Raw genomic sequence first — 25,490 nt, 5'->3', positions numbered from 1 at the left:
AAAGCCAGCAGGGCTAAGGCTTGAAATGTGGAGGCTCTATGTGAAGCAAACGATTATCCAGCCTTCCATGCCGTCTGATCAACTAAAGATCGCGACAATTTATACAAAAAGGCATCGGGTACTCACTCAAGTATGTTCAATGGCCCGCCCTGTTCCAGCGCCCGCTGATAGGCTGGCCGAGCGTGGATACGTTGCAGATAGTCCTGCAATTTCGGGCAACCTTCCAGCCCACCGCGTGCCGCCATTGCCTCCACCGGGAAGCTCATCTGAATATCCGCAGCGCTGAATTCATTACCGGCAAACCACAGGCTTTTATTTAAATGCTGCTCCAGATAAGCCCGATGGGTAGCGATCTGCTTATCCAGATATTCCTTTTGCACCCCTTTACCGATCGCTCCGGCTACCGGGCGAATCAGCCACGGGATCGGCGGATGCCCTAAACGGCTGAACACCAGTTTCATCACCAGCAGCGGCATCAGCGAACCTTCGGCATAATGCAGCCAATAACGATACTCCTGACGGGCATGAAAATCGGTAGGGGTGAATAATCCGTGCGCATCATAAACCTCTTGCAGGTATTCGATAATGGCGGCAGATTCCGCCAAAGCTAGATCGCCATCGACAAGCACCGGTGATTTCCCCAACGGGTGAATTTTTTTCAGTTCCGGTGGTGCCAGCATCGTAGCTTTATCACGCGCATAGTGTTGTACCTGATAGGGTACGCCTAGCTCTTCGAGGAACCACAAAATACGCTGCGAGCGCGAGTTTTCCAGGTGATGGACGATTAGCATGCGTTTTCTCCGGTAATAGTTCCGTTAAAGGTAGCGGTGATCTCAACCTCTCGCCAATTAGGGGCTAGACGTGGCACATCATTTTCGGGGGATCGACTTCGATTGAAGGAGGTTTAACAGAGTAGTTATTTCATATGAAAAATAGGGAGTTGGTACAATCCCAAGTAAAACGCGACAGTGTGTAGATTACAATAAATGGCGTTTATGATTCATCTGTTGGTGCAAAATACGCGCAATCAGAATCTCTCTATCACGAACAGTATAAAAAATAGTATTTCGCTGAAATTCAATGTGCATTACGCCAGAGACAGCATGGTAGTTCCGCCCCATATTCGGCATTCCAGACAGCGTTTCAAAGAATGCCTCAAGGGCATCTGTATAGTAGTCTGCCTGAGCTTCACCGAATTGAAGAAACGTATAGTCATAAATTCCGATGAAGTCTTCTACGGCGAGTTCACTCAGTTTATACACGATGTTTCAGCTTTCTTTGTGCTGCAATATCCCGCAGTGACAACGGGCTCTCAGCGCTTTCCAACCCGGCAATAACAGCCTGACGGACAACTTCATCATTGGCTTCCTGCTGTTCCAGCAAGCGCAATGCAGAACGCATCACTTCACTCGCAGAGCCGTAACGGCCGCTCTCTATCAATCGACTGATAAACGAATCGAGTTGCTCACCAATCGTAACACTTGTTGTTCTGGCCATAACGCCTCCTGTGTTAACTATCAACACAATAATAAGAACACTTATTCTTAGTGTCAATGAAGGCATCTAACGGGATTTTGCCCTCTTCACCGGATTAGCACTAACAGTATAAAACCCCGAAAAATCGGGGTTTTATATCAAATACTTTAACAATATTGCCTAAGTTCAATCCTAGAACGGAATATCGTCATCAAAATCCATTGGTGGTTCATTGCTGCTGGCTGGCGCACTATTCTGTGCCGGACGAGCCGGAGCCGCCTGCTGGCCACCGCTGAACTGGTTGCCGCCCTGTGGCTGCTGAGGCTGGCCCCAACCGCCCTGTTGGCCGCCTGCTGGCTGACCACCGCCTGCCGGAGCACCGCCGCCCTGACGGCCACCGAGCATCTGCATGGTGCCACCCACGTTAACCACGATTTCGGTGGTGTATTTTTCTACGCCAGCCTGATCGGTCCACTTGCGAGTCTGCAAAGCACCTTCGATATAAACCTGAGAACCTTTACGCAGGTATTCACCCGCCACTTCTGCCAGCTTGCCGAACAGCACCACGCGGTGCCATTCCGTTTTTTCTTTCTGCTCGCCAGTCGCCTTGTCACGCCAGCTTTCAGAGGTCGCCAGGGTAATGTTGGCAACCGCGCCGCCATTAGGCATGTAACGGACCTCAGGGTCTTGGCCCAGATTCCCGACCAGAATTACTTTGTTTACGCCTCTGCTGGCCATGTTAGATCTCCTGATGAATCATTAAGTGGGTTTAAACCACATTTTGCGTAGTCTAAACCACAAATTGTAGCATGCCACCTGCTTAGATTATACCTGCGAAGCACCTTGCAAAATTGTCTCCGCACTCGACCTTGTTGCATACCTATACTGGATATTCATTCAGGTTATTTTGTGTCATAATTATGCGTTTCGTACTGACCGTGCCGGTTTTTTGCGCGTTAGATCACATAATTTCCCGCGAAAGAACCCAGACAAGCACGGTGTATCATCATGACGGGAAGTGTAAATGGACAATATTGAAGTTCGTGGTGCTCGAACCCATAATCTCAAAAACATTAGCCTGACTATCCCGCGCGACAAGCTGATTGTCGTCACCGGTCTGTCGGGTTCCGGCAAGTCTTCACTGGCTTTTGATACGCTGTATGCCGAAGGGCAGCGGCGTTACGTTGAGTCGCTTTCCGCCTACGCACGCCAGTTTCTTTCGCTGATGGAAAAACCGGACGTCGACCATATTGAAGGTCTGTCACCGGCGATCTCCATTGAGCAGAAATCTACCTCGCATAACCCGCGTTCCACCGTCGGGACCATTACCGAGATCCACGATTACCTGCGCCTGCTGTTTGCCCGCGTTGGCGAACCACGCTGCCCGGATCATCACGTTCCGCTGGCGGCGCAGACGGTCAGCCAAATGGTGGATAACGTACTCAACCAGCCTGAAGGCAAGCGCCTGATGCTGCTGGCACCGGTGGTGAAAGATCGTAAGGGCGAGCACACCAAAACGCTGGAAAACCTGGCTACCCAGGGTTACATCCGCGCGCGCATCGACGGCGAAGTGTGCGATCTCTCCGATCCACCGAAGCTGGAACTGCAAAAAAAGCACACCATTGAAGTGGTGGTGGATCGTTTCAAGGTGCGTGACGATCTGGCACAACGCCTGGCGGAGTCGTTTGAAACCGCGCTGGAGCTTTCCGGTGGCACCGCGGTGGTGGCCGATATGGACGATGCTAAAGCCGAAGAGCTGTTGTTCTCTGCCAACTTCGCCTGCCCGATCTGTGGCTACAGCATGCGCGAGCTGGAACCGCGCCTGTTCTCGTTCAACAACCCGGCGGGTGCCTGCCCCACCTGTGACGGGTTAGGCGTACAACAGTTCTTCGATACGGAACGCGTGGTGCAGAACCCCGAGCTTTCGCTGGCTGGCGGTGCGATCCGTGGCTGGGATCGCCGCAATTTCTATTACTTCCAGATGCTGCGCTCGCTGGCGGAGCATTATCAATTCGACGTGGAAGCGCCATTCAACAGCCTGAGTGCCAGCGTACAGAAAGCAGTGCTCAGCGGTTCCGGCAAAGAAACTATCGAATTCAAATATATCAACGATCGCGGTGACACCACCGTGCGCCGCCATCCGTTTGAAGGCGTGCTGCACAATATGGAACGCCGTTACAAAGAAACGGAATCCAGCGCGGTGCGCGAAGAACTGGCGAAGTTTATCAGCAATCGCCCTTGCGCCTCGTGCAGCGGCACCCGCCTGCGCGAAGAAGCGCGTAACGTGTTCGTGGAAGACACCACTCTGCCGCAAATCTCCGATCTCAGCATCGGCCATGCCATGACGTTCTTCCAGAATATGAAGCTGAGCGGGCAACGCGCCAAGATCGCCGAGAAAATCTTGAAAGAGATCGGCGATCGCCTGAAATTCCTGGTCAACGTCGGGCTGAACTATCTGTCACTGTCGCGCTCGGCAGAAACGCTGTCCGGTGGTGAAGCGCAGCGTATCCGCTTGGCCAGCCAGATCGGCGCGGGCCTGGTGGGCGTAATGTACGTGCTGGACGAGCCTTCCATCGGCCTGCATCAGCGCGATAACGAACGCCTGCTGGAAACGTTGATCCACTTGCGCAACCTGGGCAACACGGTGATCGTGGTCGAGCACGACGAAGATGCGATCCGCGCGGCCGACCATGTGATCGATATCGGCCCCGGTGCCGGTGTACACGGCGGCCATGTGGTGGCAGAAGGCACCGTTGACGACATCATGGCCGAGCCAGAATCGCTGACCGGCCAGTTCCTCAGCGGCAAGCGTGAGATTGCTATCCCGGCGGAACGCGTGCCTGCGGATCCGAGCAAGGTGCTGAAACTGAGCGGTGCGCGCGGTAACAACCTGAAAGATGTGACGCTGACGCTGCCGGTCGGGTTGTTTACCTGCATCACCGGGGTTTCCGGCTCCGGTAAGTCCACGCTGATCAACGATACCCTGTTCCCGATCGCCCAGCGCCAACTGAATGGTGCCACCATTGCCGAGCCGGCACCTTATCGCGAAGTCACCGGGCTGGAGCATTTTGATAAGGTGATCGATATCGATCAGAGCCCGATTGGCCGCACACCGCGTTCTAACCCAGCGACCTATACCGGCATCTTTACGCCGGTGCGTGAGCTGTTTGCGGGCGTGCCGGAATCGCGCACGCGCGGTTATACGCCAGGCCGTTTCAGCTTTAACGTGAAAGGCGGCCGCTGCGAAGCCTGCCAGGGCGATGGGGTGATCAAAGTAGAAATGCACTTCCTGCCGGATATCTACGTGCCTTGCGATCAATGCCGGGGCAAGCGTTATAACCGCGAAACGCTGGAAGTGAAGTACAAAGGCAAAAGCATTCACGAAGTGTTGGAAATGACCATTGAAGAAGCCCGTGATTTCTTCGATGCGGTACCGGCGCTGGCGCGCAAGCTGCAAACGCTGATGGACGTGGGGCTGTCTTACATTCGCCTCGGCCAGTCGGCCACCACCCTTTCCGGCGGTGAAGCGCAGCGCGTGAAGCTGGCGCGTGAGCTGTCGAAACGCGGCACCGGTCAGACGCTGTATATCCTCGATGAGCCCACCACCGGCCTGCACTTTGCGGATATCCAGCAGTTGCTGGCGGTGCTGCATCAGTTACGCGATCAGGGCAACACCATCGTGGTGATTGAGCACAACCTGGACGTGATTAAAACCGCAGACTGGATTGTCGATTTAGGCCCGGAAGGCGGCAGCGGCGGCGGTGAGATCCTGGTCTCCGGCACGCCAGAGACCGTGGCGAACTGCAAAGAATCGCACACCGCCCGTTTCCTGAAGCCAATACTGAATAAAAAGTGATGTGTTGCCGCTCCTGTAGCCAGCAGGAGCGGTTTTTACTCTCAGATCCCCAGTTCCTGGCGCTTCTTGTTCGTTAATCCGGCCACCACCAGTTGATATGAAATATCGATCAGCTGATAAAACTGTGAGTCCGGCAAGGCACCATCCAGATAGACACTGTTCCAATGCGCTTTATTCAAATAGTAACCGGGGATAATTTCCGCATGTTGCTCACGCAACTGCTCCGCCAGCTCTATGCCGCACTTTAACGAGATCACCGGCCGACCATAGGCTTCACCAATGAGTGCAAACATTTTGTCAGCGACTTTGACCCGATCGGCCTGCCAGTCACTCTGATAATCCTGTTCACTACCCGGTTTGGCCAAGCAGTAATCCAGCAGTTGCTGTTTGTTCACGGTTATCTCCTCTGATAAAGCCCCAGATCTCATTTACTGCACGGCGGCAAATGCCTCAGCGACCTGACGAACGTTATGGTGATTCAGCCCCGCCACGCACATGCGGCCACTGTGGATCAGATAAACGCCGAACTCTTCGCGCAGGCGATCAACCTGTTCCGCAGTGAAACCGGTGTAGCTGAACATGCCACGCTGTTCCAGCAGATAGTCAAAGTTACGCTGCGGCAACGCGCTTTTCAGTGACTCCACCAGCACCTGACGCATCTCAAGGATGCGGGTACGCATCGTTTCCACTTCCGCCAGCCACTGTGCGTTCAGTTGTGCATCATTCAGTACCTTGGCGACCACCTGCGCACCAAAGTTCGGCGGGCTAGAGTAGTTACGGCGCACGGTCGCTTTCAATTGGCCCAGCACGCGCTCGGCAGCTTCGCTGCTTTCACACACCACTGAAAGCCCACCGACACGCTCACCGTACAGCGAGAAAATTTTCGAGAACGAGTTGCTCACCAGGCATGGCAAGCCCGCAGCAGCGATGGCGCGAATGGCGTAAGCATCCTGATCTATCCCACCGCCGAACCCCTGATAGGCGATATCCAGGAACGGGATCAAATCACGTTCAGCAACGACTTTGACCACTTCATCCCACTGTGCCGCCGTGAGATCGGAACCGGTCGGGTTATGGCAGCAAGGGTGCAATAGCGCGATGCTCTTGGCGGGCAGTTTTTTCAGCGCGCTCAGCATGGCATCAAACTTCACACCCAGGCTTTCGCCGTCAAAATACGGATAGGTATTGACCGTGAAACCAGCACCACCAAAGATGGCGACGTGGTTTTCCCAGGTCGGATCGCTGACCCATACCTGCGAATCTGGGAAATAACGCTTGAGGAAATCGGCACCCACCTTCAACGCGCCGGAACCGCCCACGGTCTGAATAGTCGCAATGCGCCCCTGCTGCAACATTGGGTGTTCGGCACCGAACAGCAGTTGCTGGATCGCACTGCGGTAGGGTTGCAAGCCTTCCATCGGCAGATAGACCGATGCGCCGTGCTCAACGCTGTTGAGCTGCGCCTCTGCGGCGGCCACGGCCTGCATCTGTGGTATGATGCCCTGCTCGTTGTAGTAAAGGCCGATACTCAGGTTTACCTTGTGCGCACGGGGGTCTTTCTTGAATTTTTCCATCAGCGACAGGATCGGGTCACCGGCATAGGCATCAACATTCTGGAACACGGGTTGGTTCTCCTGATTTTAGGGGGTCAAGGTACAATATATACTCTTCGTCTTGTAAACAGCAGTATCGCGCTTAGAAGCCAGCGCTTTATTTCGCCAACGGCAGTAAACCGTTCTCTTTAATGCGATTGAGCACCACCGCCGTTTTAATCCGCGCCACGCTGTTATGCCGCGAGAGCGTCTGGCTGATGAAATCACTGAGCGCAGGCAGATCGGCCACGGCCACTTTCAACAGATAGTCGGCATCACCGGTGGTTTTATAAGCGTCAAGAATAGCATCCACGTCTTCCAGCATCTGATGAAAGCTGTCGATCTGTTCCTGCGTGTGGGTCAGCAGGCTCACCTCAATCAGGCTCACCAGCCCAAGCCCGACCGCTTCTGGAGCCAGCCGTGCGTGATATCCCCTGATCAGCTGTGCCTGCTCCAGGCTGATCCGCCGACGTGAACATTGCGAGGCCGAAAGCCCGACCAGTTCGCTCAGTTCCTGATTGGTCAAGCGGCCATTGGCCTGTAACAGCGTCAGGATTTTCATATCAAAATCGTCAATGTTGTACATAACCACCTGTAAACTGTGTTAATAAATGTTGACGTTACAGCCTATCAGTTTTTTTAGCGTTGAAACCATCGCCCCTGGCGGGTTGTGAGATGCACAGCAGCAAAGCCGAGATCTCCACTCATCGATGGCATAAAAAACGGGTAAATCACGCAAACCAACAACAATTAACGGCTAAATAGCGCATAAAACCATTAATATAAGGATGTTTATGAAGAGAATACTCCCCTTCGTTTTGCTGGTTGCCACCGGGAGCGCCAGCGCTCAATCGTATCTGGATAAGGTGCTACAGCAAAAAACCCTCAACGTTTGCACCACCGGTGATTACAAGCCCTATACCTTCCTGAAGGAAGATGGCAGCTATGAAGGTATTGATATCGCCATGGCAGAATCGCTGGCCAAAAGCCTGGATGCCAAAGTGAAATGGGTGAAAACCAGTTGGAAAACCCTGATGCCTGACTTTGTCTCTGGCAAATGTGACATCGCCATGGGCGGCATCTCGGTGACGTTACCGCGCCAAAGACAGGTGTTTTTCGCCGAACGCCTGGATACCGACGGCAAGATCCCGCTGGTGCGTTGTACCGACGTGAAGAAATATCGCACCGTTGAGCAGATCAACAAGGCTTCGGTACGGGTGATCGAACCGGCTGGCGGCACCAACGAAGCCTTTGTCCGCGCTCATTTGCCGAAGGCCAGCCTGACGCTGTCGCACGACAATATGGGGATTTTCCAGCAGTTGGTGGATCGCAAGGCCGACGTGATGATTACCGATGCCTCAGAAGCGCTGTATCAGCAGAAACGCTACCCGAAACTCTGTGCCGTGAACCCAGACAAACCGATGCAGTACGGCGAGAAGGCTTACATGCTGCCGCGCGATGATATGAGTTGGAAGCTGTATGTGGATCAGTGGTTGCACTTGAGCAAAGCGACTGGGGAATATCAGCAGATTATCGATCAGTGGCTGGCAGTGAAGAAGTAAGCTGACGAATGCCCCCTCACCCTAACCCTCTCCCACAGGGAGAGCAGCTGTGTTTAAAGTCAACGGGTGATGATTAATTTGTCACCCATTTTTTATTATCCCGCAACATCGCATTCAGGATGGTTAGCAGCTTTCTCACGCAGGCGGTCACCGCCACCTTGAACGGTTTGCCACGCCCTGTCAGGCGCTCGTAGAACTCCCGGATTGTCGGGTTGTACCGCACCGCTGACAAGGTCCCCATGTATAGCGCTGAACGCACCGCGCTTCGCCCTCCCCAGATACTTCGCTTCCCTTTCATTTTTCCACTGTCATGGGCATAGGGACACACGCCAACCAACGCGCTTATCTTGTGCCGATTCAGCTTCCCCAGCTCCGGCAACATCGCAAGAAGCACCGCCATCGTTGTCGGCCCGATACCTTTGACTTCCTCCAACAACGTCGCCTTTTCCTGCCACAGTGGCATTACTTTTATTTGCCTGTCGATGTCGTCATCGGCATCCCGGATTTCAGCGGTCAGCCAGTCGATATGCCGTTTGATGCCCGCTGAGACCACCACGTCATCGCAGCTTTTATAGCGGTTTATCTCCATGGTCCGGTTATCGACCAGTTGGCGACGGCGGGTCACCATCCCGGCCAGACGCTGCGTCTGTTCGTCCGGTGTGGCGCGGGCTTCGGGCTCCATTCTCCGGCCAAACTCGCAGATGATACGCGCATCATTCGGGTCGGTTTTGTACAGGGTCCCTAGCGCACGAGCGAAGTTCTTCACCTGGCGTGGATTGACCACGGCCACAGGTAACCCAGCCAACTCAAGCGTGGCGGCCAGTAATGAGTGATATCTGCCTGTCGCCTCCATCACGACAAGCTTGACGGTGATGGCAGAGAGCGAACTCAGCAGCTGTTGATGGCCTTCCGGTGTGTTATCCAGATGCAGAAGCTGACGAGTTGGGTCGATGTATACGTCAAAAGTGTCTTTGGCAATGTCGATACCGACGGTTGCATGTTCAGTCATTTCAAGTCTCCCGGCCTTGTAAGATACGGGCTGGCTGATGCCGCCCTGGCAGCTGTTCGGGTTAACAGGAAAACTGACGCCACGCCATAAGCTCTCCCACGGGCTTGTTGTCCCAGAGGGAAATCGGGCTGTAGCGTCAGGTACAACTCGGTTAAAGTCTATCCGCCTTTGGGCGGCTAACTAACTTAAGTGCCTTTAAACATACAAGGGAACCGATCGAACGCGCTATCAGTCAGGAAACTTACCTGATCACGGCATTCAATCAGCCTTATTTGCAAAGGGATACAGATCGAGTCGGACTGAAAGTCTAGGGATTCATCCTGAGCACCGACTATCTCATCTTAGGTTGCCAAGATTATCTGATTACTACCAAAAGAGCAGAGGCTATCAGCTCCCTCTCCCTGTGGGAGAGGGCTGGGGTGAGGGGACCTTACTCGCCGATATATTCCATCTCGACGCGCTGGGTAAGTTTGGTGATCAACTCATAGGCGCTGATGCCGCTACAGGCCGCAACCCGTTCAACCGGCAACGGGTTGCCCCACAGCACCACTTCGTCGCCCACTTTATCGGTAGCATCCGGCCCTAAATCCACCGAAACCATATCCATCGATACGCGGCCAACGATCGGCACTTCGCGGCCATTCAGCCAGACCGGCGTGCCAGAAGGCGCACTGCGCGGATAACCGTCGCCGTATCCAATCGCCACCACGCCCAAACGGGTGTCACGCTCGCTTACCCAGATGCCGCCGTAACCCACCGGTTCACCGGCTTTATGCTCGCGCACCGCAATCAGGCTGGATTTCAGCGTCATTGCCGGTTGGAAACCAAAGTCAGCAGCACGCGAGTTATCCATCGGCGAAGCGCCATACAGGATAATGCCCGGCCGCACCCAGTCACGATGCGCCTGCGGCCACAGTAAGATCCCGCCAGACGCGGCGATCGACTTCTGGCCCGGTTTATCATTGGCAAAACGTTCGAAACAGCTGATTTGCTTCGGTGTAGCGTCCACCTGCGGCTCATCGGAACGGCTGAAGTGGCTCATGATATTGACCGGCTGTACCACATTGCGGCAGGCGCACAAACGCTGATAAAACGCCTCGGCCTGTTCTGGGCGCACCCCCAAACGATGCATACCGCTATCAAGTTTCATCCACACCGGCACCGGATGCGCCAGTTCGGCCTGCTCCAACGCTTCAAGCTGTTCAATACAATGCACGGCGGTTTCGATGTTATTCGCCACCAGCACCGGTAAATCTTCGGCACAGAAGAACCCTTCCAGCAGCAGGATCGGCTTGACGATACCGCCGGAGCGCAGCATCAGGGCTTCGCCGATACGGGCTACGCCGTAGCAGTCGGCATCTTGCAGGGTATGCGCCGTTTCCAGCAGGCCATGTCCATAAGCGTTGGCTTTCACCACGGCAATCAGGCGGCTTTGCGGCGCCAGGCGGCGCACCTGTTGCAGATTATGTCGCAGAGCGCGGCGGTCAATAACCGCAGTTGCCGCTTTCATTGCAATTCCTTAGCTGATTATTCGTCGTCATATTGTGGCCCCGCGTAGTTATCAAAACGCGACCACTGGCCGTTAAAGGTCAGGCGCACCGAGCCAATCGGGCCGTTACGCTGCTTACCCAAAATAATTTCAGCCACCCCTTTCAGATCGCTGTTCTCGTGATAAACCTCATCACGGTAGATGAACATAATCAGGTCAGCATCCTGTTCGATGGAGCCGGATTCACGCAGGTCGGAGTTAACCGGGCGTTTATCGGCGCGCTGCTCCAGACTACGGTTCAACTGCGACAGCGCCACTACCGGCACCTGCAACTCTTTCGCCAACGCTTTCAGAGAACGGGAAATTTCAGCAATTTCCAGCGTGCGATTGTCGGACAATGCCGGTACGCGCATCAGTTGCAGATAGTCGATCATGATCAGGCTCAACCCATCATGCTCACGGAAGACGCGGCGCGCGCGGGAGCGCACTTCGGTAGGCGTCAGGCCGGAGGAGTCGTCGATATACATATTGCGCTTCTCCAGCAGGATCCCCATGGTGCTGGAAATCCGCGCCCAATCCTCATCGTCGAGCTGGCCAGTACGGATACGGGTTTGATCCACGCGCGACAGCGAAGCCAGCATACGCATCATGATCTGGTTGCCGGGCATCTCAAGGCTGAAGATCAGCACCGGTTTTTCCTGCGTCATCGCGGCATGTTCACACAGGTTCATCGCAAAGGTGGTTTTCCCCATCGACGGACGGGCGGCCACGATAATCAGGTCAGACTTTTGCAGGCCCGCCGTTTTCTTATTGAGATCGTGATAGCCGGTGTCCACCCCGGTCACGCCGTCATGCGGCTGCTGATAAAGCTGCTCAATACGTGCAACGGTATCTTCCAGAATACGCTCAATACCTTTCGGGCCTTCATCTTTGCTGGCACGGTTTTCAGCAATCTGGAAGACACGGGATTCGGCCAGATCGAGCAGATCCTCGCTGCTGCGCCCTTGCGGATCGTAACCGGCGTCGGCGATCTCGTTAGCCACGGAGATCATCTCACGTACCACCGCACGTTCGCGCACGATGTCGGCATAAGCGCCGATGTTGGCAGCACTTGGGGTGTTTTTCGACAGTTCAGCCAAGTAAGCAAAGCCACCGACCGATTCCAGTTCCCCCTTCTGTTCCAGCGACTCGGACAGGGTGATCAGATCGATCGGCCGGTTCATCTCCAGCAGGCGCTGCATCTCGGTAAAGATCAGGCGGTGCGGGCGGCTGAAGAAGTCATTGGAAACCACGCGTTCTGCCACGTTGTCCCAGCGTTCGTTATCCAGCATCAAACCGCCCAACACGGACTGTTCTGCCTCCAGCGAATGCGGCGGCATCTTCAGCCCTTCCATCTGGCGATCTCTGGGTTCGTTCGCGAATGTTTTGTTGGTTGGTTTTTTTCCTGCCATGAAGCGTATTCTTTATCCAGTGGCGAATGGAGGATCCTGACGCGAGAGTATACGTGATTTTTATCCATGATTCTTGCGCCATCACCATGGCACAAAACGATTAATCACTGCGCTACAGGCTGGATAGCCGATACGGGAAAGAGTAGGGTGGAGTCAGACATCTAGACGAGGTAATGACATGGCAAAGCGTATTCAATTCTCCGCCACCGGCGGCCCAGAAGTGATGCAGTATGTTGATTTTACGCCTGTCGATCCGGCAGCCGGTGAAGTTCAGGTTGAGAACCGAGCTATCGGCATCAACTTTATCGATACTTACGTGCGCAGCGGTTTGTATCCACCGGCCACCTTGCCGAGTGGCCTGGGCACTGAAGCTGCCGGGGTGGTGATCAAAGTCGGAGCGGGCGTCAGCGCGCTGAAACCGGGCGATCGCGTGGTTTATGCTCAGTCTGCACTCGGCGCTTACAGCGAGATCCACAACATCCCGCTGGAAAGGCTGGCGATCCTGCCGGATAACCTGAGCTTTGAACAAGGTGCCGCCGCCTTCCTCAAGGGCCTGACCGTGCACTATCTGCTGCGCCAGACCTATGAGATCCAGCCCGGTGAAGTCTTCCTGTTCCATGCCGCCGCCGGTGGCGTTGGGCTGATCGCCTGCCAGTGGGCCAAAGCCTTGGGTGCCAGACTGATCGGCAGTGTAGGCTCTGATGAAAAGGCGGAACTGGCCAAGCGCGCCGGAGCTTGGGCCACTATCAACTACCATCAGGAAAACATTGCCCAGCGCGTAGCGGAACTGACCAACGGCGAAAAAGTCGGCGTGGTGTACGATTCCGTCGGTAAAAGCACCTGGCAGGATTCCCTGAACAGCCTAAAACGCCGCGGATTGATGGTCAGCTTCGGTAATGCCTCCGGCCCGGTGACCGGGGTCGATCTGGGGTTGTTGAACCAGAAAGGTTCGCTGTATGTTACCCGCCCTTCGCTCTACGGCTATATCACCAACCGTCAGGAGTTGCAGTTTGCCAGTAATGAACTGTTCTCCTTGATCGGCAGCGGTGCGATCAAGATCGAGGTGAAGGAAGAACAGAAATTTGCGCTGGCAGAGGCACAACGGGCTCATCAGGTGCTGGAAAGCCGCAAAACCAGCGGCTCTTGCCTGTTGATTCCAGGGCGTTAAAACAAAAGAAAAGGGTTCCGCGAGGAACCCTTTCAGATTGATGACAAAGTCCTGGCCGTGAGGCCAGGACTTTGATCTAATAAGGTCAGTGCAAAAAATGGACTGACTGCCATGCTCAAAACACCCTCTCCCCAGCAATATCAGTTTGAAACCATCACCCTGGATGAGTTGGTCCCTGAAGACCATCTGGTTCGCCAAATCGATGCCGCCATCGATTTTGAATTTATCCGCGATGCCGTTGCTCATCTCTATTGTCCTGATAACGGCAGACCCGCTATTGACCCCGTTCGCCTGATTAAAATGATGCTGCTGGGTTATCTCTTCGGTATCCCCAGCGAGCGCCGTCTGGTCAAGGAAATACAGGTCAATGTCGCTTATCGCTGGTTCCTGCGTATGGCCCTCACCGAAAAAGTCCCTGACGCCTCGACCCTGAGCCAGAACCGCCTCCGCCGCTTCAACCACAGCGACGTCTTCCAGCAGATTTTTGACCACATCGTGGAACAGGCTCTCAGCCGCGGCATGGCCAACGGGCGTGTTCTTTACACTGACAGCACGCACTTGAAAGCCGACGCCAACCCTCGCAGAGCGGTGAATGAAGAACGTCCGGTGGGCATCAGTGAATATCTGGAGCAGCTTGATGCTGCTGTAGAGGCCGACAGGAAGAAGCACGAAAAAAAGCCGCTGCCCGCCGTAAAAAAGACACCCGAAAACGCCGTCGCCGTTAAGAACACCAAAGTCAGCACCACTGACCCGGAAAGCGGCTTTATGCACCGGGACAACAAACCGAAGGGCTTCTTCTATCTGGACCACCGCACGGTGGACGGGAAGCACGGCATCATCCTGGATACGCATGTGACACCGGGTAATGTCCATGACAGCCAGCCCTTTATCGGGCGACTTGAGCGGCAGGTAGAGCGCTTCGGTCTGGAGCCGGTGGCGGTGGGCGTGGACGCGGGTTACTTCACCGCCGCGGTGTGCCATCTGACACAGGAAATGGGTATCGCGCTGGTTCCCGGCTATCGGCGGCCGCACAAAGGTCAGAATGACTTCCAGAAAAAGCACTTCAGGTACGATGAGAAGCGTGATGTGTATGTGTGCCCGGCAGACACGTTGCTGGTCTACAGCACGACAGACCGTAACGGTTATCGGCATTACCGTTCACCCCCGGCAGTGTGCCAGCGGTGTGAGCAGAGGCAGCAATGTACGCAGAACAGCAAGGCACAGAAAACGATAACGCGGCATGTGTGGGAAGAGGCGAAAGAGGAAGCCAACAGGTTACGGCTGACGAAATGGGGCAAGAAAATCTACGCGCGGCGCAAAGAGACAGTGGAGAGAAGCTTCGCGGATGCGAAACAGCACCATGGCCATCGATATGCGCGGTTCCGTGGCCTGTCAAAAGTGCAGATGCAGTGCCTGCTGGCGGCCACAGCGCAGAATATGAAAAAGATGGCGCTGCTGGCGCTTCTTTATTGTCTTTACCGGTGGTGGAAAGCGTCTTGGGAAGGCCAGAAAGGTGCCTTGGGCGAACAGAAGTTGCCAATGACGGGGTTATGGAAAAATATCGCGATCGCGACCTGCGGTCGCTAAAAAAGAAGAACCCCACCTGAAGAAGTGGGGTTAGTCAGCAGTCTGAAAGGGTTCCGCGAGGAACCCTTTCTGTTACTGCGTTTTGTAGGGGTAGAGCAGAGTCCACAAGAAACACGAGGGGTTGCTTAAGCAACACTATTATTGTCTCTCGCGGTGATGAAATCATCGGCATCACTGCTGTTGGGAAGTATCCTAACAGCCGCTGAAAGTAAAACATACGCTTAACGTGCCGTATTCATCTCTAAAACATCAAGGTGTGATCTCTGCCGCATCGTGCAAGCAAACTGCCACGTAATTTTCAGTGTGACTGACTGATAAATCAGCAAAAAATGTTAATAGCGGCGTATCTGCGGTTTTTGCATTGAACGGTATAGCCACACGCCAATCACCGCCAAAATCAGCCACGGCAGCAGTTTAATCACCATGGCGAACAACCCGCCCAGCAGCATAAAGGCCATAGCCACGAACAGCGCCGCGATAACACCCAGCAGAGAAATACCGGTTACCAGCAGCATGACCACAAAACCGACAATAAAGAAAAGTTCTAGCATAGGTTGCTCCTTGGCAAAACAATGTGTCTACATTGCTATTTACAAGAAGCATGCCAACTTGGCGGGAAATTTAACTGATTGAAATACAGGGAGATGAGCGCCAGAGCCTATGGCGCTCTTAGTCAAAAAAACCAAATCTTGGTCAAATTAATTAACGATTACGCCATTTCGGTACGTGGTGAGCGCACCAGAGCTAGCGCCTGCTCAACCACTCGGGCATCAGCGCCCGGTTTATGGGCGTTTTCACTCAGATGACGACGCCACTGGCGCGCCCCCGGCACGCCCTGGAACAGGCCCAGAATATGGCGGGTGATATGGCCAAGATAAGTCCCGTTGGCCAGTTCACGTTCGATGTACGGGTACAGCGATTCGATAATCTCCACGCTGCTGAGCACACTGGCCGCAGAGCCAAAAATTTCGCTGTCGACACGCGCCAGAATATCCGGATTCTGATACGCCTCGCGGCCCATCATCACGCCATCCAGATGCTGCAAATGCTGTTGCGCCTCTTCCAGCGTTTTCACCCCGCCGTTAATCGCGATAGTGAGCTGCGGGAAATCACGTTTTAGCTGATAAACGCGCGGATAGTCCAGCGGCGGCACTTCGCGGTTCTCCTTCGGGCTGAGCCCAGAAAGCCAGGCTTTGCGCGCATGAATGGTGAACATCTCGCACTCACCGCGCCCGGCAACCGTGCCGATAAAATCACACAAAAAAGCATAGCTGTCCTGATCGTCGATACCGATGCGGGTTTTCACCGTCACCGGGATCGAAACCACATCACGCATCGCCTTGATACAGTCAGCAACCAGCGTCGCCTGCCCCATCAGGCAGGCACCAAACATCCCGTTCTGCACCCGATCGGACGGGCAACCGACGTTAAGATTGATCTCATCATAACCACGCTGCTCCGCCAGCTTGGCGCAGTGCGCTAATGCTGCCGGATCGCTGCCGCCCAGTTGCAACGCCACCGGATGCTCTTCTTCGCTATAGGCAAGATAGTCGCCTTTGCCATGGATAATCGCGCCGGTGGTCACCATCTCGGTGTACAGCAGCGTTTGCTTGGTCAGCAGACGGTGAAAGTAGCGGCAATGACGATCGGTCCAGTCGAGCATTGGCGCGATGGAGAAACGATTGGCGGCGTATTGAGAGGCGTGGTTGTCTGTCGTCATGCTGAATTACTGGCTACCTGAAATGTCTGGAGTTCAACAACCGGCGGTCTGTGCCAGTGTCGCAAACGGCTATTATAACGACAATCGGCGGTCTTGGGAAAACTGCCTAAAAAGAAATGAATAAATCGGCGTTCACAGGTGTTCTCTCCCTAACGGCATAACACAGAACGCCTTACCCCACCGAGGAACACACCATGAACCGTTTCATCAAAAACCTGTTGCTGCCTGCCATCGCCAGCGCTCTGTTGTTTTCCGGCTTTACCCATGCCATGGGCGACAACAGCCAGAGCACGCCAACCTGCCCGAAAGGCCAAATCTACGACAGTAAAACCAAAACCTGCACGGTGGAAAAAAGCAGCATGCTTAGCGACGGCGATCGAACTAACTATGCCTACATGCTGGCGAAAAGCGGCCATTATCAGGAGGCTCTTGATGTCCTCAACACGTTACAGGATCCCAACACCGCCGTAGCGCTGAATTATCGCGGTTATGCCACCCGCAAACTCGGCCGCACCGATGAAGGTATCAGCTACTATTTAAAATCAGTGGCGTTGGATCCGAACTACCCGAAAGTCCGCGAATATCTGGGTGAAGCCTACATGATTAAAGGCCGCCCGGATCTGGCAAAACAGCAGTTAGCGGTGATCAAATCACTGTGCGGAACCGGTTGTGAAGAGTATCGCGATCTGGCTGCGGCTATCGACCATCACCCTGAATCATGAGGTTGCACCCCGGAGGCCGCTATCAGCAACGACGCGATCCGCAACGATATCGGGCAATACCTTTCCCGCCTGTGGCGCTATGGTTTGGTGCTTTGCCACCGGCGGGATCTTGCCGACGATTTGGTTCAGGCCACCTGCGTGCGGGCGCTTGAGCGTGCCGCACAGTTTACCGTGGGTACGCGCATGGATCGCTGGCTGTTCTCGATCCTGCACTCCATTTGGCTCAATGAAATGCGGGCGCAGCATATTCGCCAGGGGCAAGGCTTTGTCGATGCGGATGAATTTGCTGATTCGGCTAGCAACAACGATCCGATCTGGGCCAATCAGGTGATGCAGCGCGTTAATCGGCTGCCAGAGGCCCAGCGTAATACGGTCTTTCTGGTGTATGTGGAGGAGCTTTCCTACCGGGAAGCAGCGGAAATGCTTGGTGTGCCAGTCGGCACCATCATGAGCCGCCTGGCTGCCGCACGCCTGAGGCTGGCGAACGACGGTGCGTTGCAAAGCACACCTGCGCGGTCAAAAGGAGAACGATCATGAGCGCTCATCGCGATCTTGACGAACTGCTGGTCGCTTATCTGGATGACCAGTTGGAGCGTTCACAACGGCATAATCTGGAACAACGGCTCACCAAAGAACCAGAACTGGCCGCTCGTCTGGCCTGGCTGGCTGGCAGTAACCTGCCGTTCAAAGCCGCTTTCCAGCCACTGCTCGACGAAGCGCCGAAGAAGCGGCTACAGGCGGGTCTGCAAACTCTCTTGCAACCTGCACCACCCAGGATCACCCGCCGCAAGCTGATCGCCGCCGCGATGGGCTTACTGGCTTTAGGGGTAGCAGGCGATCGCGCCTTCCTGCGCTTCAACCAACCGGAAGAGAACTGGCGCGGCCTAGTGGCACAATACATGGCGCTGTATACGTCTGAAACGCTGGCTGGCAATCCCCCTTCCCCTCAGGAGCTCGCCGCTCAGTTGCAACATACCGGCGAACAGCTCGGCATCACCTTACTGCCACAGTTGCTGGCATTACCGGGAGCGACGCTGAAAAATGCCCGGATCTTGGCCTACGATGGCAAACGCATCGCCCAGTTGACCTATCTTGATGAACAATATGGGCCACTGGCCTTGTGCATTATTCAACAGCCCGGTGAAGATTCACCAGAGAATGAACAGCGCATGGGCATGAACCTGGTGTTCTGGACTGGCGGCGATCACAGCTTTATGCTGATTGGTCATAATCCGCCCCAGCAGATGAGCACGCTTGCCGAACAACTACGGCAAGCGCTGGCAGGCTAAAACGGTTATTCCAGCTCGCGGATCACCCGGCACGGCTGCCCCAGCGCCAATACGTTGGCCGGGATATCCTCGGTAACCACGCTGCCTGCGCCAATGGTGGTGCCATCGCCGATAGTTACGCCCGGCAGGATCACCACGTTCCCGCCGATCCAGACGTTACTGCCGATAACTACCGGTTTAGCCGAGGTTTGAAATGGGAAATCAGGATTGCCGCTAAAGCGTTCGCTGGCCTTGAGCGGATGGCTTGGCGTGTAGATTTGCGCATTCGGGCCGATCAGCGTGTTATCGCCAATGGTAATGGTATTGCAGTCAAGAAACACCGCATTGACGTTGATAAAGCAGTTTTTACCGATGCTGATATGTTGGCCGTAGTCACACCAGAACGGCAATTCGATCCAGCTTTCATCCCCCCAAGCAGAGAACAGTTCACGCAGCAGGCTTTTCTTCTCTTCGGCCTGATGCGAATCCAGCGCAGCAAGCTGTTTGGTCAGGCCGCGCGCCCGGTGATACAGGGCAATCAGTTCTTCATCACGGCTGTTATAGACTTCGCCGCGCAGCAATTTTTCTCTTTCTGTCATGCTAAAGCTCCTGAGAAGTATCGTTCTTGCTGCGCGTTATACCGCTCCCCCATGCCAGAACCTACCCCAGAAGGCAGTAAAAGTGGCCTGTTCAGGTAGAACAGCGGTAAATCGTGATCTGCTTCTCACTTTAAGCCTAATGGTCGCCCAGATGTTGTCGATTAATACCGCATTATGTGGGGAAAAGGGCACAACCCTCGGCGATTCCACTGAAACATGTTAAAATCAGCTTCTTTGCGTACCGGAATATTTGCTATGAACTCAACCAACCAGGAAAAGCTGCTCGCGCAGGCTGAACGACTCTGTCAGCAGCGTAACGTGCGACTGACCCCGCAACGGCTGGAAGTGTTACGCCTGATGGCGGAGCAACCCGGTGCCATCAGCGCCTACGATCTGCTCGACTTGCTGCGTGTGGCTGAACCCCAGGCTAAACCCCCCACCGTGTACCGTGCGCTGGATTTTCTGTTAGAACAGGGATTTATCCACCGCGTCGAATCCGCCAACAGCTATGTGCTGTGCCATCACTTCGAACAGCCGATGCACACCTCTGCGCTGTTTATCTGCGATCGTTGCGGGCAGGTTACCGAACGCACGACGGAAGGCGTGGAAGAAATGTTGCAGAAACTGGCAACAGAATCAGGATTTGCGCTGCGCCACAGCGTGGTTGAAGCCCATGGCCTGTGTTCTGGCTGCGTTGAGGTAGAAGCCTGCGAAAACAAGCATAATTGCGATCACGACCACAGTATTGTGATCAAGAAGAAATAAGCGGTGCGGTAGCAATACCGCAGCGCCGCGCTCATCTATTTTCAGACGTTATAGCTAGCCGGAAACCAGGTGCCGCGCACCCGGTGGCGGTGCCAAATCCAACCCAGTGCCGCCCCGCGCAAGGCCAGAAACACCATCAGAGCCAACCATAAACCATGGTTACCCAATACCGGCAGTGTGAATAACGTCAGCCCATAACCGGCAGCGGCCACCGCCATGCTGTTGCGCATTTCTGCCCCGCGAGTCGCGCCGATAAACATGCCGTCCAGCAGATAACACCAGACACCCACCAAAGGCAGCACTACTTGCCAAGGCAGATAATGATTCGCCAACGCACGTAATTCGGGCAGCGAGGTTAACGCCGCCACGATGTGCTGCCCGGCAAACACATAAATCAGGGCAAAACCGAGCGCCACCAGGCACGCTTGCCTGCAAGCCGCACGCCATACTGTATGCAGTTGGCGATCGTCCCGCGCCCCGTAGGCATGGCCGGAATGTGCTTCAACCGCATAGGCAAAACCATCCAGCGCGTAAGCGGTGAACGTCAGCAGGTTCATCAGCACCGCGTTAACCGCCACGATTTCACTACCCATGCGCGCACCCAGAATGGTCAGCGAGGCAAAACACAGTTGCAGCAATAACGAACGCAGCATGATGTCGCGGTTGAGCGCCAGCAAACGGCGCAGATTGCCGCGCCAGGCGTGGTGCAGCATCGCCAGAGTAATCCCGCGCATTCGTAACACCCGCCACGACAGCCACAGACCCAGCAACAGCGTGGCATACTCGGCAATCGCCGTCGCAGCCGCGGCGCCCTGCACATTCCAGCCCAGCCCCATCACCAGCCAGATATCCAACACAATATTCAGCAGGTTACCGACGATCAGCAAGATCACCGGTGCCCGCACATACTGCACGCCCAACAGCCAGCCAAGCAGCACCATATTGGCTAATGCCGCTGGCGCGCTTAACCAGCGGATCTCCAGAAACAACCGCGCCTGCGCCAAGACTTCTTTATCGCCCCCGACAATCTGCAGGGCCAGTGCGATCAGCGGCGCTCGCAGCAGCACAATCGCCACCCCGGCCACCAGCGCCAATAGCAGCGGTTGCATAAAAGCCTTGGCCAGCCGTTGCGGATCCTGCGCGCCCAATGCCTGCGCTGCCAGCCCGGTGGTACTCATACGCAGGAACAGTAGCAACATGAACAGGAAACTGGTCGCCATTGAGCCCACGGCAACCCCGCCGAGATAAGTCGGGCTATCGAGATGGCCGATAACGGCGGTATCCACCAGGCCAAGCAAGGGAACGGTGATATTGGAAAAGATCATCGGCAACGCCAGGCGCCACAACGCTTTATCGGTGTCGCTGGTAAAAGCAGAAATCAGGCGCATAGTGAAATGTCCCGTGGCCGTGCGGTGGTTTAGAAAAGGTATCGCCCCAGAGTTGGGGCGATATAATTCTTATTAATTGAAATATCAATCAGGGGTATAACGCTTAGATCCAGTCGCCGTTGCGGATCACACCGACGGCTAAGCCTTCGATAGTGAAATTCTGCTCGCGCAGATCGACCACGATCGGCTGGAAATCGCTGTTTTCCGGCAGCAGTTCAACCATGTTGCCATGCTTTTTCAGGCGTTTGACCGTCACTTCATCTTCGATGCGTGCAACCACCACTTGGCCGTTACGCACGTCCTGAGTTTTATGCACCGCCAGCAGATCGCCGTCGAGGATACCGATATCACGCATCGACATACCGCTAACGCGCAGCAGGAAATCAGCGTTGGGTTTAAACAAAGAAGGATCAACTTTGTAATGCCCTTCAATGTGTTGCTCGGCCAGCAAAGGTTCACCGGCAGCAACGCGGCCAACCAGAGGTAACCCTTCTTCATCTTCCATCAGCAGACGGATACCGCGCGAAGCACCGGAGATGATTTCAATCACCCCTTTGCGGGCCAGCGCTTTCAAATGCTCTTCGGCGGCATTAGGCGAACGGAATCCCAGACGCATGGCGATCTCGGCACGTGTTGGTGGCATGCCCGTTTGCGCAATATGATCGCGAATCAGGTCGTAGACCTCTTGCTGTCTGGTAGTTAGTGCTTTCATTCCGCCCCCCTGTTTGTTTATACAGTCTTGCTGTGAGTATATACAGGTAAGACGAGATTGGGAACCGAAGAATAAATAAAAATCAGGGATTAGCGAAGCGGTTCGCAACATTGCGCCCCTTTTCAACGTCAGCTGAAATGCTGCCACAGCACCGAACCCCAGACGAACAGCGCCAGAATAATCGTCAGCGAAACCGCCGCCGATCCCATGTCTTTTGCCCGGCCAGACAGCTCATGGTAATCCGTCCCTACGCGATCGACGATGGCCTCAATCGCGCTGTTGAGGATTTCGACAATCATCACCAGCAGCACCGATCCGATCAATAAAATGCGCGCTATCGCACCCACATCCAGCCAAATCGCCAGTATGATAGCCACGATGACCGCGATCGCTTCCTGGCGGAATGCGGCTTCGTTCTGCCAGGCTGCGGTTAAGCCTTTATATGAATAGCCTGCCGCCTTAATGATGCGTGTCAGGCCCGTTGCTTTATTTGCCATGTTAAGAGCACCTTTCTCTAAGGTGAGTCATAATTTACCTATGTGTTTCCAGAGCCGTTAACGGCTTTGGAATTCCCAACACCACAGATCTGCTACCTGGTTTCTGGTATGCTTGCGGCGCATTGCTAACAAGAGGCTTTATGTTGTTATGTTAGGTTGGCGTAAAATATATTATAAACTATTGAATTTACCACTGAAAATGTTGGTAAGAAGTAAGGTTATCCCTTCGGATCCGGTCACGGAGTTAGGGTTAGATCCCTCACGGCCAATTCTGTATGTTTTACCTTATAATTCCAAGGCAGATTTGCTCACCTTGCGCACCCAGTGCCTGGCGCAGGATCTGCCCGACCCCCTTAACTCGCTGGAGATCGACGGCGCCGTTCTGCCAAGCCACGTGTTTATCCATGAAGGCCCGCGCGTCTTCCGCTATTACACGCCAAAAGAAGAATCGGTAAAACTGTTCCACGACTATCTGGATCTGCACCGCAGCAATCCGGATCTCGACATTCAGATGCTCCCGGTATCAGTGATGTTCGGCCGCTCGCCGGGGCGTGAAGGGCACGGAACACCGCATCTGCGCCTGCTGAATGGCGTACAGAAATTCTTCGCCATACTGTGGTTAGGGCGTGACAGTTTTGTCCGCTTCTCCAATACCGTTTCTCTGCGGCGCATGGCCACCGAGCACGGTACTGATAAAACCATCGCGCAGAAACTGGCGCGTGTCGCGCGCATGCACTTCTCGCGTCAGCGCTTGGCCGCCGTTGGGCCAAGCCTGCCAGCCCGCCAGGATCTGTTCAACAAATTGCTGGCTTCCAAAGCAATTGAGAAAGCGGTCGAAGACGAAGCGCGCAGCAAAAAGATCACTCACGAAAAAGCCCAGCAGAATGCGATCGCGCTGATGGAAGAGATTGCCGCCGACTTCTCTTATGAAGCCGTGCGCCTTTCCGATCGCGTGCTGAGCTGGACCTGGAACCGGTTGTATCAGGGCATCAACGTCACCAAAGCCGAGCGAGTGCGCCAACTGGCGCAAGACGGCCACGAGATCGTCTACGTGCCCTGCCACCGCAGCCACATGGATTATCTGTTGCTGTCTTACGTGCTTTACCATCAGGGGCTGGTGCCGCCACATATCGCCGCGGGCATCAACCTGAACTTCTGGCCCGCCGGGCCGATTTTCCGCCGTTTGGGTGCGTTCTTTATCCGCCGTACCTTCAAGGGTAACAAGCTCTATTCCACCGTGTTCCGTGAATATCTTGGTGAGCTGTTCACCCGCGGCTATTCGGTAGAATATTTTGTGGAAGGTGGCCGTTCTCGTACCGGGCGCTTGTTGGAACCGAAAACTGGCACCTTGTCGATGACCATTCAGGCGATGCTGCGCGGCGGGACTCGTCCAATCACCTTAGTGCCGGTTTACATCGGTTATGAGCATGTGATGGAGGTAGGAACCTACGCCAAAGAGCTGCGCGGTGCAACCAAAGAGAAAGAGAGCCTGTTGCAGATGCTGCGCGGCCTGCGCAAACTGCGCAACCTCGGCCAGGGCTACGTCAACTTTGGCGAACCTCTGTCGTTGACCTCTTACCTCAATCACCATGTGCCACAGTGGCGCGAGTCTATCGATCCGATCGAAGCCCAGCGCCCAAGCTGGCTGACGCCAGCCGTCAACGATCTGGCTGCCCGGATCATGGTGCGTATCAACAATGCGGCGGCGGCCAACGCCATGAATCTGTGTGTTACCGCCTTATTGGCCTCGCGCCAGCGTGCACTGACCCGTGAACAGTTGATTGAGCAGTTGGATTGTTACTTGCAGTTGATGCGTAATGCGCCTTATGCGCCCGATGCCACCGCGCCAGCACAAACGCCGGAGCAGTTGCTGGATCACGCGTTGAACATGAACAAGTTCGAGGTGGAAAAAGACAGCATCGGTGACATCATCATCCTGCCGCGTGAGCAGGCGGTGCTGATGACCTATTACCGCAACAACATTCACCACATGCTGGTTTTGCCTTCGCTGATTGCCACTATCGTGATGCATCACCGCCGCGTCTCACGCGATGAGTTGCTGCGCCAGGTCAGCCTGATCTATCCAATGCTGAAAGCCGAACTGTTCCTGCGCTACGAAAAGGAACAGTTACCGGAGGTTCTGCAACCGCTGATCGACGAACTGGCCCGCCAACAGTTGATTTGCAACAAAGGTGACGAACTGGTGCTGAACCCGGCGCGCATTCGCCCGCTGCAACTGCTGGCGGCCGGTGTACGCGAAACCTTGCAGCGCTACGCGATTACCATGTCGATCCTCAGTGCCAACCCAAGCATCAACCGCGGAGCGCTGGAGAAAGAGAGCCGCATCATGGCTCAGCGCCTGTCGGTGCTGCACGGTATCAACGCGCCGGAATTCTTCGACAAGGCGGTTTTCTCCACCCTGGTGGCGACGCTGCGTGAAGAAGGCTATATCAACGACATCGGCGATGCGATCCGTGAGCACACCATGGAGGTTTACACCATGCTGAGCGATCTGATCACGCCGGAAATCAAGCTGACCATCGAAAGCGTCAGCACGCCGGAAGAGACCGACGATGTGCCGGAAACGGTAGAGGCGGCAAGAGAAGACGAGTAATTTCAGCATGTTATA

General features: G+C 54.9%; 25 protein-coding genes. 9 read left to right on the top strand and 16 right to left on the bottom strand.

The genetic code is table 11. The annotated features are described in order from the left end of the window. Positions 1 to 122 precede the first annotated feature (122 nt). The 4 genes from ACX9GT_RS02350 to ssb1 form a co-directional block, all read right to left on the bottom strand. A complete protein-coding gene (locus tag ACX9GT_RS02350) occupies positions 123 to 791 on the bottom strand; it encodes a glutathione S-transferase family protein (protein WP_473189642.1) in 669 nt (222 codons plus the stop codon). Positions 792 to 977: 186 nt separating this feature from the next. Continuing rightward, entirely contained in the window at positions 978 to 1,262 is a 285-nt protein-coding gene (locus ACX9GT_RS02345; RefSeq protein WP_473189641.1) for a type II toxin-antitoxin system RelE/ParE family toxin, read from the bottom strand. After that, positions 1,255 to 1,497: a type II toxin-antitoxin system ParD family antitoxin gene (locus tag ACX9GT_RS02340; protein WP_473189640.1), complete on the bottom strand. Its 243-nt coding sequence runs from the start codon at positions 1,495 to 1,497 to the stop codon at positions 1,255 to 1,257. The genes ACX9GT_RS02345 and ACX9GT_RS02340 overlap by 8 nt, the downstream gene beginning before the upstream one ends. A 171-nt stretch (positions 1,498 to 1,668) precedes the next feature. Beyond that, positions 1,669 to 2,214 carry a single-stranded DNA-binding protein SSB1 gene (gene ssb1, locus ACX9GT_RS02335; protein WP_473189639.1) on the bottom strand — a complete coding sequence of 182 codons (546 nt, stop codon included), beginning with the start codon at positions 2,212 to 2,214 and terminating at the stop codon, positions 1,669 to 1,671. A 286-nt stretch (positions 2,215 to 2,500) separates the two neighbouring features. Here ssb1 and uvrA point away from each other — a divergent pair, with 286 nt between their 5' ends. Further along, positions 2,501 to 5,332 (top strand): excinuclease ABC subunit UvrA, encoded by a 2,832-nt coding sequence (uvrA, locus tag ACX9GT_RS02330; RefSeq protein WP_473189638.1) that lies wholly within the window; start codon positions 2,501 to 2,503, stop codon positions 5,330 to 5,332. 41 nt (positions 5,333 to 5,373) lie between these two features. Here uvrA and ACX9GT_RS02325 read toward each other — a convergent pair whose 3' ends face one another. The 3 genes from ACX9GT_RS02325 to ACX9GT_RS02315 form a co-directional block, all read right to left on the bottom strand. Continuing rightward, entirely contained in the window at positions 5,374 to 5,727 is a 354-nt protein-coding gene (locus tag ACX9GT_RS02325) for an MmcQ/YjbR family DNA-binding protein (RefSeq protein ID WP_473189637.1), read from the bottom strand. A gap of 33 nt (positions 5,728 to 5,760) precedes the next feature. Further along, complete coding sequence (locus ACX9GT_RS02320; RefSeq protein WP_473189636.1) at positions 5,761 to 6,954, bottom strand: amino acid aminotransferase; 1,194 nt, start codon at positions 6,952 to 6,954, stop codon at positions 5,761 to 5,763. A gap of 88 nt (positions 6,955 to 7,042) precedes the next feature. Continuing rightward, entirely contained in the window at positions 7,043 to 7,510 is a 468-nt protein-coding gene (locus tag ACX9GT_RS02315) for an Lrp/AsnC family transcriptional regulator (protein WP_459400263.1), read from the bottom strand. Positions 7,511 to 7,718: 208 nt separating this feature from the next. On the opposite strand from ACX9GT_RS02315, the gene ACX9GT_RS02310 reads away from it, so the two are divergent. Further along, positions 7,719 to 8,486: a transporter substrate-binding domain-containing protein gene (locus tag ACX9GT_RS02310; protein WP_473189635.1), complete on the top strand. Its 768-nt coding sequence runs from the start codon at positions 7,719 to 7,721 to the stop codon at positions 8,484 to 8,486. Between the two features lie 73 nt (positions 8,487 to 8,559). Here ACX9GT_RS02310 and ACX9GT_RS02305 read toward each other — a convergent pair whose 3' ends face one another. From ACX9GT_RS02305 to dnaB, 3 genes are all read right to left on the bottom strand, one after another. Beyond that, entirely contained in the window at positions 8,560 to 9,495 is a 936-nt protein-coding gene (locus ACX9GT_RS02305) for an IS110 family RNA-guided transposase (RefSeq protein ID WP_473189634.1), read from the bottom strand. A 430-nt stretch (positions 9,496 to 9,925) separates the two neighbouring features. Continuing rightward, a complete protein-coding gene (gene alr, locus ACX9GT_RS02300) occupies positions 9,926 to 11,005 on the bottom strand; it encodes an alanine racemase (protein WP_473189633.1) in 1,080 nt (359 codons plus the stop codon). A gap of 17 nt (positions 11,006 to 11,022) precedes the next feature. After that, positions 11,023 to 12,435: a replicative DNA helicase gene (gene dnaB, locus ACX9GT_RS02295; protein ID WP_473189632.1), complete on the bottom strand. Its 1,413-nt coding sequence runs from the start codon at positions 12,433 to 12,435 to the stop codon at positions 11,023 to 11,025. A gap of 178 nt (positions 12,436 to 12,613) precedes the next feature. On the opposite strand from dnaB, the gene ACX9GT_RS02290 reads away from it, so the two are divergent. Beyond that, positions 12,614 to 13,603: an NADPH:quinone reductase gene (locus ACX9GT_RS02290; RefSeq protein WP_473189631.1), complete on the top strand. Its 990-nt coding sequence runs from the start codon at positions 12,614 to 12,616 to the stop codon at positions 13,601 to 13,603. Between the two features lie 111 nt (positions 13,604 to 13,714). Further along, complete coding sequence (locus ACX9GT_RS02285; RefSeq protein ID WP_473188488.1) at positions 13,715 to 15,190, top strand: IS1182 family transposase; 1,476 nt, start codon at positions 13,715 to 13,717, stop codon at positions 15,188 to 15,190. Positions 15,191 to 15,522: 332 nt separating this feature from the next. Here the strand turns inward: ACX9GT_RS02285 and pspG are convergent, their stop codons facing one another. Continuing rightward, entirely contained in the window at positions 15,523 to 15,741 is a 219-nt protein-coding gene (gene pspG / locus ACX9GT_RS02280) for an envelope stress response protein PspG (protein ID WP_473189630.1), read from the bottom strand. A 158-nt stretch (positions 15,742 to 15,899) separates the two neighbouring features. Next, positions 15,900 to 16,910, bottom strand: coding sequence for a tRNA dihydrouridine(20/20a) synthase DusA (gene dusA / locus ACX9GT_RS02275; protein WP_473189629.1), 1,011 nt, complete (start codon positions 16,908 to 16,910; stop codon positions 15,900 to 15,902). A gap of 194 nt (positions 16,911 to 17,104) precedes the next feature. Between dusA and ACX9GT_RS02270 the strand changes: the two genes are divergently transcribed. From ACX9GT_RS02270 to ACX9GT_RS02260, 3 genes are all read left to right on the top strand, one after another. Next, positions 17,105 to 17,632: a tetratricopeptide repeat protein gene (locus tag ACX9GT_RS02270; protein ID WP_473189628.1), complete on the top strand. Its 528-nt coding sequence runs from the start codon at positions 17,105 to 17,107 to the stop codon at positions 17,630 to 17,632. Positions 17,633 to 17,719: 87 nt separating this feature from the next. Next, the gene (locus ACX9GT_RS02265) at positions 17,720 to 18,169 is read left to right on the top strand and encodes an RNA polymerase sigma factor (protein WP_473191485.1); all 450 of its coding nucleotides are present in this window, start codon (positions 17,720 to 17,722) and stop codon (positions 18,167 to 18,169) included. Beyond that, on the top strand, positions 18,166 to 18,921 hold the full coding sequence (locus ACX9GT_RS02260; RefSeq protein ID WP_473189627.1) for an anti-sigma factor family protein: 756 nt from the start codon (positions 18,166 to 18,168) through the stop codon (positions 18,919 to 18,921). Before ACX9GT_RS02265 ends, ACX9GT_RS02260 begins: the two co-directional genes overlap by 4 nt. A gap of 5 nt (positions 18,922 to 18,926) precedes the next feature. On the opposite strand, the gene ACX9GT_RS02255 is transcribed toward ACX9GT_RS02260, so the two are convergent. Then, positions 18,927 to 19,499 carry a sugar O-acetyltransferase gene (locus tag ACX9GT_RS02255; RefSeq protein ID WP_473189626.1) on the bottom strand — a complete coding sequence of 191 codons (573 nt, stop codon included), beginning with the start codon at positions 19,497 to 19,499 and terminating at the stop codon, positions 18,927 to 18,929. A gap of 255 nt (positions 19,500 to 19,754) precedes the next feature. Between ACX9GT_RS02255 and zur the strand changes: the two genes are divergently transcribed. After that, on the top strand, positions 19,755 to 20,264 hold the full coding sequence (zur, locus tag ACX9GT_RS02250) for a zinc uptake transcriptional repressor Zur (RefSeq protein ID WP_473189625.1): 510 nt from the start codon (positions 19,755 to 19,757) through the stop codon (positions 20,262 to 20,264). Between the two features lie 41 nt (positions 20,265 to 20,305). Here zur and dinF read toward each other — a convergent pair whose 3' ends face one another. The 3 genes from dinF to ACX9GT_RS02235 form a co-directional block, all read right to left on the bottom strand. Next, a complete protein-coding gene (dinF, locus tag ACX9GT_RS02245) occupies positions 20,306 to 21,652 on the bottom strand; it encodes an MATE family efflux transporter DinF (RefSeq protein ID WP_473189624.1) in 1,347 nt (448 codons plus the stop codon). Positions 21,653 to 21,755: 103 nt separating this feature from the next. Next, positions 21,756 to 22,364: a transcriptional repressor LexA gene (gene lexA / locus ACX9GT_RS02240; RefSeq protein ID WP_473189623.1), complete on the bottom strand. Its 609-nt coding sequence runs from the start codon at positions 22,362 to 22,364 to the stop codon at positions 21,756 to 21,758. 128 nt (positions 22,365 to 22,492) lie between these two features. Next, complete coding sequence (locus ACX9GT_RS02235) at positions 22,493 to 22,861, bottom strand: diacylglycerol kinase (protein WP_473189622.1); 369 nt, start codon at positions 22,859 to 22,861, stop codon at positions 22,493 to 22,495. A gap of 148 nt (positions 22,862 to 23,009) precedes the next feature. On the opposite strand from ACX9GT_RS02235, the gene plsB reads away from it, so the two are divergent. Next, positions 23,010 to 25,475, top strand: coding sequence for a glycerol-3-phosphate 1-O-acyltransferase PlsB (gene plsB / locus ACX9GT_RS02230; RefSeq protein ID WP_473189621.1), 2,466 nt, complete (start codon positions 23,010 to 23,012; stop codon positions 25,473 to 25,475). The last annotated feature ends 15 nt before the right edge of the window (positions 25,476 to 25,490 follow it).

The sequence above is a fragment of the Serratia sp. YWN4 genome, from assembly GCF_055790845.1.
This window is presented reverse-complemented; position numbering and strand designations above follow the sequence as displayed.